Origin of the sequence: Dickeya oryzae (assembly GCF_020406815.2) — a bacterium.
Lineage (GTDB): Bacteria > Pseudomonadota > Gammaproteobacteria > Enterobacterales > Enterobacteriaceae > Dickeya > Dickeya oryzae.
In genome coordinates, this window is the sequence record NZ_CP162670.1 from 2,529,174 (window position 1) to 2,545,425 (window position 16,252).

Here is a 16,252-nt window from a genome sequence, read left to right on the forward strand (position 1 = left end):
CGCAGGACGGGAAGCCGGGCCGACGACTGATTGCACCTCGGCCCGGGAAAACATCACAACCACTCGTAATACTGGCCCTGGCGTTTATCACAGCCGCAACAGCCGCCGCATTTGGGTGCGGCATCCCCCTGATGGAAGCGGATTTTGCCTTTCTGTACCCACACCTCCAGCATTCCCTCCACCACACCGGGATCGGCCTTAAAAGCCGTGCTGATATCTTGCAGCGACACCTTTTTTCTTTCGCGGACAAAATCCCGCAATTCAAGTAGCGTCATTATGTCTCCCCGGCGGGCAGTTGCCCGCCCGACTGGTTTATTTTACTTCACCTACCACGGTGCGCTGGCGTTGCAGACCATTGCGGCGCAGCAACATCACTGTGACACACAGCATTGCCGCCACCCCCACCAGCGCACACAGCGAATACAACGGGTGCTGGCTAAACCGCCCAACCTGATACACCACCACCGCCGTGCTGTAGCCAACCTGAATGGTCCAGCCAGCGCAGAATAGCGTCCAGGCGGTGCCCACCTCACGCCAGATGGCGGATACCGCCGCCACGCAAGGGATATACAACAGCACCATCAGCAGGTAACTAAACGCCCCCAAACGGCCATCAAACAGTTGGCTGATCACGGTCAGCGAGGTCACCGAGAATTTATTGTCTTTGGCAATCGTGGCGGTATCACTCAAATCACCAACATTGATCCCTAACGGGTTTAATACCGCATCACCCAGCTTGCCCAGATTTTCAGGGATGGTCGCCAGCGCATCTTGAATACCGCCGGTCAGGCTAAAAGGTTTGGCTTCTGCTTTGGCGCCGCCTTCCTGCGAGGCAGCCATTGCGCCGTACAACGAATCCAGCGTACCGACAACCGCCTCTTTGGCGAAGATCCCGGTGAACACCCCTACTGCGGCTGGCCAGTTTTCATCGCGAATACCCAGCGGCTTGAATACCGGCACGATGGCTTGCCCCACCGCCGACAGCACCGACTTCTGGGTATTCTGGTTGCCAAAGGAACCGTCTGTCCCCATCGAGTTAAGAAAGCCCAGCACCGTCACCACCACCACAATCAGCCGCCCGGCACGCAGCAAGAACCCCTTCAGGCGCTCCCAGGTGCGAATCAGTACACTGCGCAGGCTGGGAAAGTGATAAGGGGGAATTTCCATCACAAAGGCAGACGCTTCGCCTTTCAACGCGGTATTTTTCAGCAAAAAGCCGGTCGCAATCGCCGCCGCGATACCGACCAGATACAACCCGAACACCAGGTTTTGTCCGCCTTCGACAAACAAGGCAGACGCAAACAACACGTACACCGGCAACCGTGCGCCACAAGACATAAACGGGGCCATCATCACCGTCACCACACGGTCACTATGGCGCTCCATGGTGCGCGTCGCCATCACCGCTGGCACATTACAACCAAACCCGACAATCAGCGGCACAAACGCCTTGCCCGGCAAACCGATACCGCGCATAAAACGGTCCATCACAAACGCCGCCCGTGCCATATAGCCGGAATCCTCCAGCCAGGACAGAAACAGATACAGACAACCGATCACCGGAATAAAGGTGGATACGGTCTGAATGCCGCCGCCCACGCCATCCGCCAGCAGGGTTTTCAGCCATTCCGGGGTATGCAACGCCAGCAACAGCTCGCCGAATCCATCCACCATCAGGGTGCCGAACAGCTTCTCGAAGAAATCGGTAAAGGCGCTACCGATATTGATGGTGAAGACAAACATCAGGTACATCACCAGCAGGAAGATCGGAATACCAAAAAAGCGGTGCAACACGACGCGGTCAATTTTGTCGGTCAGGGTTGCGGAAGCCTCGCCACGGCGGGTAATCACCTCACGCGCCACCGCGCCAACGAACTGGTAACGCGCGTCCGCCAGAAAAATATCCAGCTCATCCTCATACTCGGCGACCAGCCGGGCGACTTCAGCATCGGCAAAGGCCAGCGTATCCGCAGGCACCTGGTCACGCACCGTCATGTCGCCTTCCAGCAACTGAATCGCCAGCCAATACGGGTTACGAATCGCCGCCTGTCCTTGCAGTTGATCCGCAATCGCCTGCGCCGCCTGGTTCAGTGGCGCGTCATAAGGAATCGACACCGGTGGAATCACCGGTTGTGCCAGCGCGGCCTGACACACCTCATGCAACATCGCGATGCCTTTCTTCTGGCTGGCGGTAATCGGGATGACCGGGCACCCCAGGCGCTGCTGTAAACCGGCGATATCAATATCTAGCTTACGTGCGGCGGCGATATCCATCATATTGACGGCCACCACCATCGGCACCTGCATATCCAGCAACTGCGCGGTGAGATACAGATTTCGCTCCAGATTGGAAGCATCAACGATATTCAGTACCAGATTGGCTTCGCCGGACAGGATGTAATCACGTGCGACCCGTTCGTCTTCCGAGCTTTCGGAAGACGGGTTCAGCGAGTAAACCCCCGGCAGATCTACCAACGTCACCTGTTGCTGCTGATAACGGTAACTGCCGACTTTCTTTTCCACCGTCACGCCGGGCCAGTTACCGACCGTTTGTTTACCGCCGGTCAGGACGTTAAATAGCGTCGTTTTGCCACAATTGGGGTTACCCACCACGCAAATTACGGGTTGCGTACTCATAAAAAATCCTTACCTGCCCGGATTAACATTTTTCCAGAATCAAAATCTGTGCTTCGCCTTTGCGCACGCTGATCGATGCACCACGCAGGCGCAGTTCAATCGGATCACCCAGCGGTGCGACTCGCGACACCGAAAACTCCACTCCCGGCGTCACGCCCAGCGCCAGCAGGCGCTTGCGGTAATCCGCCGATCCTTTCTGAAACCCCAGCACACGCCACTGTGTGCCCACTGCCAATGCTTCCAGTGTCATCGCTGTGTAAACCTCATACCCATTGCTGCCTGATAAAGAACAACGGGTGTCGTAACCCCGCTGTCATCAACAGGTTGCCAGAAACCGAACATGACAAACCGATTGCCATCGTGTTTATTGCTGTGGCGATACCCACACTTGCTTACCCATCTCCCAGTTGATCGCCACCCGGCTGTCCCCGGCGGCCAACATTAACGGCTGATTGGCATCACGCTGAATCACGCGCACCTGGCCACCGACACGGATGCCAAGCTCAGTCAGCCGCTGCTGGTACTCGCCCGTTGAGCGAATACGCGCCACTACGGCATTCACGTTAAGAGGAAGATCAAGCAACGTTTGAAGACTCAGAGCCATACACCATTCCTTCACTGACAGTGCGCCGCACCCCGCCTGCGTTACAACACGGCGGCAATGCATCAAGGTAAGTAATAACGATTATCAATCATATTCCTGTCTACGCATCGCCTTTTGATGTGCGTCAAGGGAGGTGAAGATTGGGGGGATAACGGGAAAGGGATAAGCTGTGCCCTTGGAGCGCAGCAGAAAGGAACGCTATGTTATCGGTTATGCCTAACGGCAAGGTATGCGGGTGACTGTCATGGAGTTTATAGTTTCATGTGTAAATGACACTCTTGGCAGTGACTCCGAGAGTGTTATTTTATGATCTTATATTTAAGACTCACATTGATTGAGCTTAATATTTCTCTGACACTTTCTAAAAAACAGATCGCTTGCGGGGGAATTTCATACTTAAAAAATATCTCTATTACGCATTTATCCGTCCCTTTGGCATCAGGAAATTTTTCATAAATTTCACCACTATCAATGAATTTTATATAAGTATTTATTTTTTCTTGAAGTTTAAATAAGTGCTGTTCGATAGGTTTTTTCCATGGCAAATGGTCTGATATCGCGAGGCTAACCATGTCAGGATGGTCTTTCAATACTCCAATGGAGTCTATTTTATCCACATCGTCTATTGACATCATTCCCTCCTAATCTTTCATCTAATCTGAAAAATTCAATCTTATCCATTGATGTAACCACAAGCAATAAAAAATGGAATAAAATACTCTATAAGGCATGATGTCAGGACATACTACTGGCCCAGTTTTTATAGCGAATCTGGATATGGTAGTAACGAAAAAGTCATTCACCTATTCCCGCCCCAGTTTACATATATCGATAATCACCATATCAAAGATCTCGGATGGGTGAAAGAGAATTAAAGGTAAAACACCACCATAAAAACTAGAGAGCGTTCAGAATTCTGTGTCACGTTAAAAATTCTACAGCGTCATCACGTTATTTAGTCGCCCTTCAAAATAAATGGCCAACTGTGACAATGTCAAATTCCAGCTCTGGATGGGCATTGTCCATTTTTCCTGTGCGTTCATCAGCCCCAGATAAAGCAGCTTCAACAGACTATTTTAATTCGGGAAAGCACCTTTGGTTTTGGTCAGTTTCCTGAACTGTCTGTGCACCGATTCGATAGCATTTGTGGTGTAAATGACTTTGCGGATATTTGCCGGATAGCGGAAGTACGCTGACAGATTGTCCCACTTGCGTCGCCACGACTGGAGCACCACCGGATACTGCTGCCCCCATTTCGCTTCCAGCTCATCCAGTGCCATTTCGGCCGCTTCTTTTGACACTGCACGGTAGACTGGCTTCAGGTCGGTCATGAAGGCTTTATGGTACTTTGAGGCCACATATTTAATCGAATTGCGTATCTGATGAATGACGCACAACTGCACTTCCGTCTGCGGATAAATGCTGTTTATTGCCTCTGGGAAGCCGGTCAGCCCGTCCACGCAGGCAATCAGAATGTCTTTAACACCGCGATTTTGCAGGTCGCTTAATACCGACAGCCAGAAGTTAGCCCCCTCACTTTCTGACAGATACAGGCCCAGAACTTCCTTTTTACCTTCCAGATTCAGGGCCAGCACGGTGTAAACCGCTTTGCTCCGATAGCGGCCATCTTCCCGGATTTTATAGTGAATAGCGTCCAGCCAGACGAAGGGATAAACCTGCTCCAGCGGGCGCTGTTGCCACTGTTTTAGTTCAGGGATGACTTTATCGGTTACTGCACTGATGGTAGCAGTGGACACGCTGAAGGCATATAAATCTTCGATCTCCCGGCTAATGTCCTGATAGCTCATCCCCAGTGCAAACAGGCGAATGATCTTGTGTTCGATCTCGTCGGATAACGTGGTCTGATGTTTTTTCACCAACTGGGGTTCAAAAGTGCCATTACGATCGCGCGGAGTCGCCAGTTCGAAGCTGCCCGTCGGGGCTTTAATGGTCTTTTTGCCGGAGCCATTTTTACGGTTAGCTTCAACGTCCTGAGCCAGATGTGAGTCCAGCTCCGCAGACAGGGCAGCTTCCGTTAACTGTTTGATTAAAGGCGTTAAGATACCATCTTTGCCTGTTAATGCCTGACCGGACTGGAGGGCTTTAAGCGCTTTATCGAAATCGAAGGGCTGGGACATATGTCATTCCTTTTTGATTGTATATTACTGGAATGACACAGAATTTCTAACACTCCCAAAAACTATAAAATAGAAAGACTGACATCTATATTTTTTAATTTTAAGTCGAATGCTAAACTAGAGATAAACGATTCAACCCCATTGACAATGGCTAACATATCTATTCCGTTACAAGCATATTCACTCCAAGAGCTACGTACTTCCCAAAATCCCCCTGCCTCCTTGAAAGACAAAATAGGCCCATCCTCATAGTCCATTGAGTAATATGCAAAATCACCTCCTATTTTTAGCCAATTAGACAAGTCCTTTGCAAGCTCAAGTAATAATATACCATCCTCAGATAAAAAAACCTCATCATCAAATCTAACTATCAATATCCCTTCTACCTCAGATAATAATTGCGGTCCTGTAGTCGCAGAGCCAAAGGATAAACCCGAGTATTCAATTTTTATCTTTTGTACACAGGAAATATACTTCATATCTCGCTATCATCTCCAACAACAACGTTAATACACACATTTTATCTAAACACAACCGCCAACCTGATCAGATATCAAACATTCAGAGCCCATGTTACGGAAAGGCCAGAACCATCAAAGTGGTAGACTTGCAATTATTTCAACAATATTTTGGGGGTAGCAAAGCCTGTTTCTTTATTAATTGAATAAAGTCCGCCATTCCATCTATAAGCCTCAATATTGTTATCATCGTTTAGATTAACGTTTGTAAAAGGGTTACCATCCTCATCAAAATTACTGCTAACTCTCCAGATAACATTCCCATTTTCATCTAGCAAATAGAGATTCTGGGAACACTCAGCATTGCCATACTTTTCCTTCATCCCTAATTGGTCAATGACAACAGCTCTTTTCCCATCATCAAAAAATATTTCACTTAATATATTATACATAATACCATGCTCACTTTAACAGTCTGTTCACTCTAAATATCCCATATGGAATCAGCCACAAAAGTTGATGTTGAACGTCACAACAACTTGGTGCATAGAATAAATAATCATACTTTTCGCTTTTCAATTCTAGGTTGGCTATACCACTCTGATTTTTCATATAACTCAAGCCAGTCCATCTTCCCTTCAAGCATTGAAGGGAAATGATTTCTAAGCGCATTTAAAAAGTAATTCAGGATTTTTACATTCCTGATATAAACTGTAGAATTTCCGTCAGAGATAATTTCATCGGAAATAACTCTATCTTCATCTGTCATAGATGTAACAATGAAATTTCCGATATCATAGATTAGCACCTCAGTGTCTAACTTAACCACACAGAAGCAAACTCCTACAGTTTCCCTCCACATTGTAAACTCCAGTTGATATCCATCCCCTATTAGGAACAGGACGTCTGATCCTACCCACGTAATGTGGACACAGCCAATTGGCGGTGGCCACAAAACATTTCCTGTCTGGGGGCTGAAGTATTTTCAGTCAACCGCTACTCTCGCTCAAGGGCAGCGGGTGAGTCTAACAGGTAAAAACAATGCTCCCGGCGCAAAGGTCGGGATCGTTCAGGAGTATGAAGCTAAATCGAAAACTTCTGTTCTTAAACTATCAAACTCTTTATTCTCATCAAACAAAAGAGCACCATTCTTGTAGAGTAATAAATCATTCAATGACCCCATTCCACCATAAAGGCCCAGGAGTTCTGTTCGAACCTCTTCTGGCGAGAAGAGCAATCTATCAGAGAGCTCAGCAAGTCCATTAGCCCAATCAGGGTAACCGCCTACATTTAAAAGTAGTGCCATACGTTTTAATTTGCTTTGTATTACTAGCAATCTATCTTTATTCATTTTAACGGTTTCCTCTCAATAATTTCAGTGCCTTCGATTTCCCAAGGTTTAACAACTACAATCTGCTGTGTACCACCGACATATACTCCATTTTGAGACCCAACCTCACCGACATACACCTTTGTACCAGCGGGGATTTTTATCGCAATAGATGTATCAATTGGTGATGTCCCCCCACCAGGCCACTTAGGAAGAACAGCTTTATCGATCCTTGTCTGAAGAACTCCTTGCGGTGCTTCAACACTAAAGAATTGACCATATTCTTTATCGATTACTCCCCCTCGATAAAGGATAGTATCCTCCTGCAACACCATTTCTTTATACCTTCCCCCACTGAAAGTAGTTGCTAAATCATTAGCTAATGGCCCAGGCTTAATAGCTGAATATTCACCAAGAACTTTATTGGGAAACGGAACAGCACTATGGCGAACAGCATTTTCAGCTTTACCAGCAACTCTGGCAACGATCTTTTCCGTTACGCCTGCGGTCACTTTGACCACACCCGCACCACTGGCAAGCAGACCCGCTATATCCGTAACCAGTTTTCCGCCTTCAACACCGGCATTGAACGAGCCACTGGCTCCGGCCTTCTGGTATTCCGCTTCCATGTTGTTGATGCGGTCTATATACGACTGTTTCACCGCATCCGACACATTACCCAGCACATCACCGCTGTTAAACAGCGATTTCAGCGCCTCATATGTCTCCATCGGGCTGCTTGCCGTTTTCACGATACCGTCGATCGTGTCATACAGCCCTGCCGGAACCCCAGCAACCATCCCGGCTGCAAAACTTCCATCCTGCCCTAAATCTATCGCCGTCCACTTCGCCTCAGCCTGCACCTTGCAGGCTTGGGTCTGACACTCTTCAAGCTCTTTCTTCTTCTGAGCCTTCTGCTGGTTGCTCAGATAGTTATTCTCCACCGCATTACGCCCGGCCTGGGCACCTGTCGCTGCGCCCTCGACGCTGCCAGATGCAATCCCCGATGCCAGACCCGCAGCCAGTGACGCCAGGGCGCTCACCGATTGTTTTTCCGCTTCCGTCAGGTCGCTGGTGTCACGCCCTCCATACAGCTCTTTCATGATCAGCAGCCGGGCCGTCAGCTCGCCACCTGCCGCGCCCACGGCACCCGCTACCGCATCCTTGCCCGACAGTTGCGCTACCACCGCCCCCATCAGTGCATGGCCCATCGCATTGGCCGCGATGTCCGATGCCGTGGCTTTACGCTCGTCCGCTGGCATCGTGACGCTTTTCACCAGTTGCGCCAGATACGGTGCCGAGGCACCCGCCAGCGCCTGCTGCAGGTTACCGCCGCCGGCCAGCGACTGAATAGCCGCCGTCGCCGCCTGCGCCGCCCGTTGCAGGTCACTGCCGGTGCCGTAAGACGCCATCACCGCCTTGTAATCTGCCGTTTCCGTCAGATCTTTCCTGTATTTATCCCACACTGCCTCGGAGGCGTTATCCGCCGGGCGATCCACCTTGCCACTGGCTTCAGCCGCCCGCGTCGCACGAATTTCCCCTTCGGTGCGGATGACATCCATCACCTGTGAGCCCAGTTCACCGACCATCTGCGCCGTCTGCAGGCGCTTCTGCTCCTTCTCCTTGTCAAATATCGGACTCAGCGCATTATTGGCGTGCTCCACATCCCGGCTCAGGGTGGCAATGTCCTGCTGCTGACCGGCCTGATTACGGATAATCAGCGCACCGTCGCTCACCGCCGCGTAAGTGGTACTGCTGGCGTTGCCGCCACGCCCCATCGACATCAGGGCCGACGGCGCGGTCAGCGCGGCGGACTTCATCATATCCGACAGACTCAGTGACGGGCTGGCACTGAGCCCGATGCCGCTGTGCGACACCGAAAACACCGCCTGATTATCGATATTGCTCCAGCCCAGCGTGCCGGTATCCAGCCGGTTTTTATCTGCGCTGGCCGTCGAACCAATCACTGCCCCATCCAGTTGGGTGTGGTTGCCGACGTGAATGTCGTAACCCCCCTGACCCGCAAACAGCCCGGTCTGCTGCTGCACACTGTCATAACTGCTGTGCATTTTATCCTGACTGGCGCTCAGGTAACCGCTGCCGGTCATACTGCCAAAGGTAAAGCTACCGCCTGCCGACACACTGGTCTGCCTGGAATCATAGCGGTTGTTATCCTGCTGACTGGCCAGCAGCAGATCGCCCCCCACATCGGCCACGATGCGCTCACCACTGACCTGTGCGCCGATGAGACGGGTGTCTCCACCACTGGTCAGGCCGACTCGCTGCCCCGCATCCACCGTGGTTTCCGACCAGCTGTTGCCACTGCCCATCTCGCGGCCTTTGGCCGCGTTGACGTTGGCAAAGACGCTGAATCCTGCCCCACTGTTACTCAGCCCAAAACTGACACCAATGTTCCCGCCGCTGCTGCTGTTGCTGCCGGTCAACGACTCGGTATTGCGTGCCGACAACAGATTAATCGCGTGAGCCGCATTCAGGTCTACGTTGTTGGCAGCCTTTAACTGGCTGCCGACGGCAGTGATATCGCCCTGGCGGGCCACTACGCTGATATCATGGCCCGCATTCAGCGTCGAGGCAAAACTCTGTGACTGTTCACTGCTTTGACTGCTGCTGGCACGCTGCGCCCCCAGCGACACGCTGATACCGACAAACGACGACGCCCCTTTGTTATTGGTATCGACCTGCGTGCCCTGATAAGCCTGATACCCTGACAGCGCGGCTTTCATTCCCTGCAACGCCTGCAGGCGGCTGTCACTCTGCTCACGCACCGCCTGTACCGCCTGCACGGCACTGTTCAGCGCCGATCCCACCACGCCAGACAGCGTCACCGTCAATCCGGCGGTTTTCTGCTCCATCTTCTGTGACTGGCGATGACTGTCGTAACCCGGATCAATGGTGACCGTATTGCCCACCACCTGAATATCCCGCGCCGCAATCACATCGGTGGCGGACAGGTTCACGTCCTGACCAGCACGCAGGCTCACCGACCCGCCGGTGCTGCCCAGCGTGCTGACGCTCTGGCTTTCCGTCGTCCCCGCTGACGCCAGTGTCTGACGAAGTGAGGTACTGCCGATGGTAAAGCCAATTCCGCCTCCGCTGAACACCCCGCTCTTTTTGCGGCTGACATCCTCGTACTGCCGGTAGGTCTCCACACTGGCCGCCGTGTTGATATTATGCCCGGCTGTCAGCGCCACATCGCCGTCCGCCGCCACCGACGAACCGCGTACCCCGATATCATGCCCCGCCGTCAGTGCCACACTGCCTGCCGACAGCAGCGTGCCTTTCTCCGTGGTCTGCTCCCGCTCCCGCAACGTGTGCGTGGTGGTGCTGGACAGGAAACCTTTCTTCACCGTGGTTTCTTCAAAAAAGTCGTGCTGACTTTCTGTCGCCGACAGCAGGTTCAGGTCGCGGCCCGCCTGTGCCGTCAGTGCGCCACGCGTTTCCGCCTGCGCCCCTTGCAGCGTCAGGTCACGTCCGGCCCGCAGGCTCAGCCCGTCCCCCGCGTTCAGCACCGTGCCCTGCTGCGTCACCGTCTGCTGCCAGTCCAGATGGCGGTTCCACGCATTCGAGCTGAACTGCTCCTGCTCAGCGGACAGCAGGGTCAGGTCACGCCCCGCCGACAGCGCCATGGTGCCCGTCGCACTCAGCTGTGCCGCCGTGCCATTCAGGTCACGCCCGGCACTCAGGCTCAGGTCGCCCCCGCTGGCGAGTGTGCTCTGCACCAGCCCCTGCTGCCGACGCTGTGTCGTGGCGCGCCCGTCCTGACGCACCGTCTCCGTCACCGTGCCCAGCGCATTCAGCTGGATGTCGTTGCCTGCTGCCAGCGCCAGCGGCCCACCCGCGCTCAGTTGCGCCCCGTTCAGGGCGATATCGTGCCCTGCCTGTAACGTCAGCCCGCCTTGTGCGGTTATCAGCCCGGTCTGGCCGATATCGGTACGTGTCAGCGACCCGCTGCCCCGGCCGTCCCTCGCTTGTGTGTGCCACTGGTTGGTCGTCGTGGTGTTGACGATATCCCCGTTGACGCTGGCCAGCGTCACCGTATTACCCTGAATGGTGGCACTGCTGTTGGTCAGGTTACCCAGCGCCACCAGATTGAGCGCGCCCCCCGCGTTCAGCAGCCCGCCCTCGCTGTTGGTGACCCGCCCTCCGCTGGTGACAGTCAGCGCATTCAGCGCCGTCACCGTGCTGCCACGGTTGTCGATATCCCCGCCCGCGCTCAGGCTGACGCTGTTCGCCACGATGCGGCTGCCTGACAGGTTGGTTTTATCCGCCTGTGCCAGATACAGCTTCGGTGCCAGCACAGTTTGCCCGTCGACGGTAATGTTTTCCCACCACACGATGCTGTGGCTCAGCCCCGCCACCTGCTCTGGACTGAGGCTCACCCCCAGTTGCAGGTTCAGTCGGCTTTTCTCCGCCGCTGCGTTATCCATCAACGTCTGCATCTGCGCCAGGTCCGACCCCACGCCATTGAGGTAACGTTGCCCGGTCTGGCTCAGCACCGCGTTGCTGATGTAACGGGTGTCAAACGCCGCATCACCCAGAAAACGGTAGTCGTGCTCCGCGTCCAGATTCAGCTTGCCCAACAGGTAGGACGAACCGAGGAACTGCGTCGGGTCGGTCAGCGTCGGGCTGGTCTCCACCGGCACGCGGGTGCCCGGTGTCTGCCCCAGCAGGCGACGCAGGTCGCCAAACAGGCTGCTGTCGACCTGCCCGAGCTGGCTCAGCAGCGGGTTGCTGCGTATCAGGTAGCGGCCGTTGCTGCTGGTGTCAGCAACAAACAGCCCGTTCTGGCTGGTGGGTAACGGGTAGTCGTTTAGCGACGGGCCGCCCAACTGGGCCAGCGCCGCCTGCAAGGCATTCAGTGACGGGTCACTACTTCCGGCCAGCGATAAGGGGTCTCGCCCTGCCACCAATGACGGTGACGCCGGGGTATTCTGGCTGCCCGCCCCATTGGCGGTGCTCAGCGTTGGCGTGGCTATCGCCGGCATAAAGCCACCGCTGCCCGGCTGTAAACCGGTGTTACTGATGTTCTGCGCGAAATTGGCGGTTATTGCGCCGCCCGCCTGAATGGTGGCGTTGTAGGACTGGCCAGGGGTGTATTCGGTGGTGGGATCGCCGGTTAGAACATAGCTAAAAGAATCACCTTGATGCTGACTCTTCATATTATCTACAAATTCTTCAAACTCTTTTCCTGTCATCGACAGGATACTCGTTAAATTGGGACCTTCTTCCTGGGTATAGCGATCTTCATTACCATAATAACTAGGTGCAGTTGGCTCATTAGTGATGTAACGGCTTTTATATTCGTAGGTTAAATATTTATATATTTTCCCATTCTGATAAGACTGATTATTTAATTGCCCCCCAGATAGCCATATTGAGCCATTTGCTAATAAAGAAGATGCCATATTGTTCAGCACTCCGGCATCTACCGAAATATTACTGCCAGCTATAAGTTTTCCTTCTCCACCGCCGGTTCTGACCTGGACCTCCCGATTTTCTACCACTACTTGCTGCCGCAATACCCTCCAATAAGGTCGGACATAATAATAGATAGAATGCCAACCAGCGCCATTTTCATTGCCACCACTATCAATTTCCTCTCGAATACCGATATCCACATTTTTAAACCAACTCACCGGAATTTGTGCCGTCGCCCCCCCGGCCCAGCTCGACATATCCGCCGCCGAGCTGCTGCTTTCGGTCACCGTCAGCCCTTCGCGCTGGTTGGTTAGCGTGCCGGTGCGCACTGTGATATCCCCACGCTGCGTTTCGATGGTGCCTGAGCTGTTCAACACGCTGCTGCTGGCGTTGCCTGCTGCGTCACGCTGTATCCACAGGCTGTTCCCCGCCAGAATGTTGCCGAACCGGTTGACCAGTGCATCCGACAGCAGTTGCAGGTTGCCGCCGCCGTACAGCAGGCTGCTGTTGTCTATCAGCCCGCCCGCCTGTAGCAGCAGGTCCGCCGCCGTGCCGACAAAGCCCCGGTTGGTGATGTTGCCATCGGCCCGCAGGCTCAGCGGCCCGCCGCCCTGAATACTGCCGCTCGCCGTCTGGTTGATGGCAGCCGCCGACAAGGTGCTGGTGCCAGTGCCCGCGACGATGCGCCCCTGCTGTGTCAGCGTGCCGGTACTGCTTACCGTCACGCCGTTGCCCTGCAACGTCCCCGCCTGCAGCAGGTCACCCGTGACGTTCAGCGTCAGTTGGTCGCCCGCCGCCAGGGTGTGAGTCAGGGTGAAGGGGCCTCCGATATCCGCCTTCAGACTTCCCAGTGCCGCCAGTTCCCCTTCCTGCGTTAACGTGCCAGTACGCAGTTGCAGGTTCCCCGCGCTGTACAGCCGTGCCCCGCTGGCATTATTCAGCCCAGCCGACTGGAGTGTCAGCCCCGCCAGCCCCAACAGCGTGCCCCGGTTCGTCAGTTGACCATCGGTGGTGATGTCCAGTTGCCGCGCCTGCATCGTCCCGCTGTTATCGAGTTGGAGCGCGTTCAGCGTCAGCCCGTTATACCCTTGCAGTACACCACCGTTTTGCAGCGTCCCGGCCTTGACGGTGGTATCTGTGCCACTGATTAACCCGGCACTGTCCAGACGGTCAGCCTGCAGTTGCAACGTTCCACCGCTGGTCAGCTCGCTCCCGGCAAACCCGGTATACGCGCCGCTCAGTTGTAGTGTGCCGTTATTGACCCCCAGAATGCGCCCGCCGTTGTCCAGCGCGCCTGACGTCAGCGTCAGATTGTCTGCCTGCCACACCCCCTGATTGCTGAGCACACCGGTGGTTATCTCCCCGCGTCCCACACTCAGCAGCTGGCCGTTCGCCCGGTTGTCGATACGACCGTCAAAGGCGGCCGACAGGCCACCCTGCGCTTTTACCGTGCCACTGTTGTCCAGTGTCGTGCCCGACAGCGTCATCAGCCCGTCGGTGTTGAGCAGGCCACTATTGTGCTGCTGCCCGGCCGCTATCGTCAGCGCCTGTGCGCCTAACAGCGTGCCACTGTTATCCAGACTGTCCGCCGTCACCGACAGCCGCACGCCGCCGAGACTGCCGCTGTTACCCAGCCGCCCGCCCGTGATGCCCCAGGCACCGGACGACAGCAGGATGCCGCTGTTATCCAGTGCATCCAGCGTCAGTTGCCCGTCGCCGCCCAGATTCACCGTGCCCTGATTGCGCCACAGTCCGGTGTGCAGTTGCAGCCCCTGCGCCGATAACGCACCGGCCGTGTCTAGCGCCCCCGATGACAGCGTGACCGTCCCGCCGCTGGTCAGCGCGCCGTCTGCCGTCTGGCTGAACCCAGTCAGGGCATTCACCCCGAGCGACTGTCGCCCCTGCACTACCCCGCTGTTCCACAGCGAATCACCGCTCAGCGTCACCGCGCCCCCCGACAGCACGCCCCGGTTGACCGTCTGCCCGGCGGCTATCGTCAGGCCTCCGCCTGACAGCAATGAGCCGCTGTTATCCAGCCCGGTCTGTGCCTGTATCGACAGCCCTTCGTCCGCCGACAGTGTCCCGCTGTTAGCAAGTTGCCCCGCCTGCAGCCTGACCTGACGCCCACTCACCGTCCCCCGGTTGTCCAGCACCGGCGTCGTCAGTTGGACCTGCCCGCCCGCCAGGGTGCCCCGGTTGCTCAGGCTGGCCGTCTCCAGCGACAGCGTGCCGCCAGCCAGCAGGGTGCCGTCCCATTGCGTCGTGGTCAGCCCGCCCAGCGACAGGTCACCTGTTGACTGCCAGCGCCCCGCGCCACTCAGGCTGCCGCCACTGACCGTCAGCGTCTGCGCCCCCGCATCGCCATCCAGTGACAGCGCGTCGCCCTGCAGTGTCAGGCTGCTGTTCGCCTGCCAGGCACCGCCCGACAACTGGCTCACCGCCCCCGTACTGCTCAGGCTGAGCCGGTCACCCGCCAGCTGGCTTTGCCCCAGCGCCAGCGCCGCGCCAGACAGCGTCAGACCGTACCCCGGTTGTACCGTGCCGCTGTCACTCACGCCCGCGCTCAGCCGCGCACGGTCGGCGCTGATGCGCCCGTCACTCGACAACGTCAGCCCCTGACCGGCCTGTGTCCGGCTGGTACCCAGCGTGATGCCCTGCTCGCCCCGCAGCGCCACCGTGCCCTGCGCCTGCTGGTCGCCCGAGACCACCAGCGTGCCGCCCTGCGCCGTGATGTTCCCCTGCGCTATCGCACTGCCGACCTGCAACCGGCCGTTCGCCGACAGCTGGATGTCCCCCTGACGTGCGCTCAGTCCGGCGGTGTTCACCCCGACACCCTGCTCCGTCGATACCAGACTGATACGGTTGGCATACATGCCCCCGAGTGCCCCGGTGTCCAGTGCCAGCACCGGCGTGGCCCCGCTTCCCGCCTGCGGCGTTATCCGCCCGTCGCTCCCTACCCGGTTCGCCCCCAGCACCACCTGCGCATCACGTGCATTCAGCCCGGCTTGCAGATTTGCCGTGCGCGCTATCAGCGCAAAATAGTCACTCTGGCTGGCGTCCAGCCCCGCCCCGTCGACCAGAATGTCACCACCGCGCACGTCCAGACCGCTCAGCCCGCCCGCCGCGTCAAACTGCGGGGTGCCGGTGGTCAGCGTGATGCGCGGGGTGTTGATAAAGCCACAGCCGCTACAGGTGATGCCGTACGGGTTCGCCACCATCACGCTGGCCGCCTGACCGGCCACCTCCAGGTAGCCCGCCAGATGACTGCGGTTGGGCGACACCACTTCGTTGATGATGGCCGAGGCGGCGCGACCGTTCAGGTTGGGGTTGTTCTGCAGCAGGCCGCCCAGTTGACTCGGCGTCAGCTGGGCGGTGCCGTTGTTGAGGATGAGTCCGCGGTTATCCACGTTGAAGTCGTTATAGCGGTTGTGCGACAGCCCGGCCGCATTCGGTGTGGCGATGTTCACCACCGGTACGCCGTTTCCTGCCGCCTCCAGCGTGGTATTGCCCGACGCCACTGTCACGCCGGCCGCCCAGGCGGGCAGCAGCGGCTGCAGCCCGGTCAGCCACACCAGACACCACACCATGACTTGCTGCGACGACTTCACCGCTTTCATCCCTGAACTCCTGACTCTGTGCTGTATGA

10 protein-coding genes and 1 pseudogene are annotated in these 16,252 nt (G+C 55.9%); all 11 read right to left on the reverse strand.

What is annotated here, in order from left to right:
* Window positions 1–53: 53 nt before the first annotated feature.
* A complete protein-coding gene (locus LF929_RS11170; RefSeq protein ID WP_016941523.1) occupies window positions 54–275 on the reverse strand; it encodes a FeoC-like transcriptional regulator in 222 nt (73 codons plus the stop codon).
* A 37-nt stretch (window positions 276–312) separates the two neighbouring features.
* Window positions 313–2,637, reverse strand: coding sequence for a Fe(2+) transporter permease subunit FeoB (gene feoB / locus LF929_RS11175; RefSeq protein WP_226093508.1), 2,325 nt, complete (start codon window positions 2,635–2,637; stop codon window positions 313–315).
* Window positions 2,638–2,659: 22 nt separating this feature from the next.
* Entirely contained in the window at window positions 2,660–2,887 is a 228-nt protein-coding gene (locus tag LF929_RS11180) for a FeoA family protein (protein ID WP_012884601.1), read from the reverse strand.
* A 114-nt stretch (window positions 2,888–3,001) separates the two neighbouring features.
* Window positions 3,002–3,241, reverse strand: coding sequence for a FeoA family protein (locus LF929_RS11185; RefSeq protein WP_016941525.1), 240 nt, complete (start codon window positions 3,239–3,241; stop codon window positions 3,002–3,004).
* A gap of 299 nt (window positions 3,242–3,540) precedes the next feature.
* On the reverse strand, window positions 3,541–3,876 hold the full coding sequence (locus LF929_RS11190) for a DUF6572 domain-containing protein (RefSeq protein WP_368678937.1): 336 nt from the start codon (window positions 3,874–3,876) through the stop codon (window positions 3,541–3,543).
* Window positions 3,877–4,176: 300 nt separating this feature from the next.
* A pseudogene (locus LF929_RS11195) lies at window positions 4,177–5,379 on the reverse strand (IS256 family transposase).
* 62 nt (window positions 5,380–5,441) lie between these two features.
* The gene (locus LF929_RS11200) at window positions 5,442–5,858 is read right to left on the reverse strand and encodes a hypothetical protein (protein WP_226093510.1); all 417 of its coding nucleotides are present in this window, start codon (window positions 5,856–5,858) and stop codon (window positions 5,442–5,444) included.
* A 134-nt stretch (window positions 5,859–5,992) separates the two neighbouring features.
* Complete coding sequence (locus LF929_RS11205) at window positions 5,993–6,289, reverse strand: hypothetical protein (RefSeq protein WP_226093511.1); 297 nt, start codon at window positions 6,287–6,289, stop codon at window positions 5,993–5,995.
* 107 nt (window positions 6,290–6,396) lie between these two features.
* The gene (locus tag LF929_RS11210) at window positions 6,397–6,666 is read right to left on the reverse strand and encodes a hypothetical protein (protein WP_226093512.1); all 270 of its coding nucleotides are present in this window, start codon (window positions 6,664–6,666) and stop codon (window positions 6,397–6,399) included.
* 240 nt (window positions 6,667–6,906) lie between these two features.
* Window positions 6,907–7,188 carry a hypothetical protein gene (locus LF929_RS11215; protein ID WP_220177733.1) on the reverse strand — a complete coding sequence of 94 codons (282 nt, stop codon included), beginning with the start codon at window positions 7,186–7,188 and terminating at the stop codon, window positions 6,907–6,909.
* Window positions 7,185–16,223 (reverse strand): hemagglutinin repeat-containing protein, encoded by a 9,039-nt coding sequence (locus LF929_RS11220; protein WP_368678938.1) that lies wholly within the window; start codon window positions 16,221–16,223, stop codon window positions 7,185–7,187. Before LF929_RS11220 ends, LF929_RS11215 begins: the two co-directional genes overlap by 4 nt.
* Window positions 16,224–16,252 lie beyond the last annotated feature (29 nt).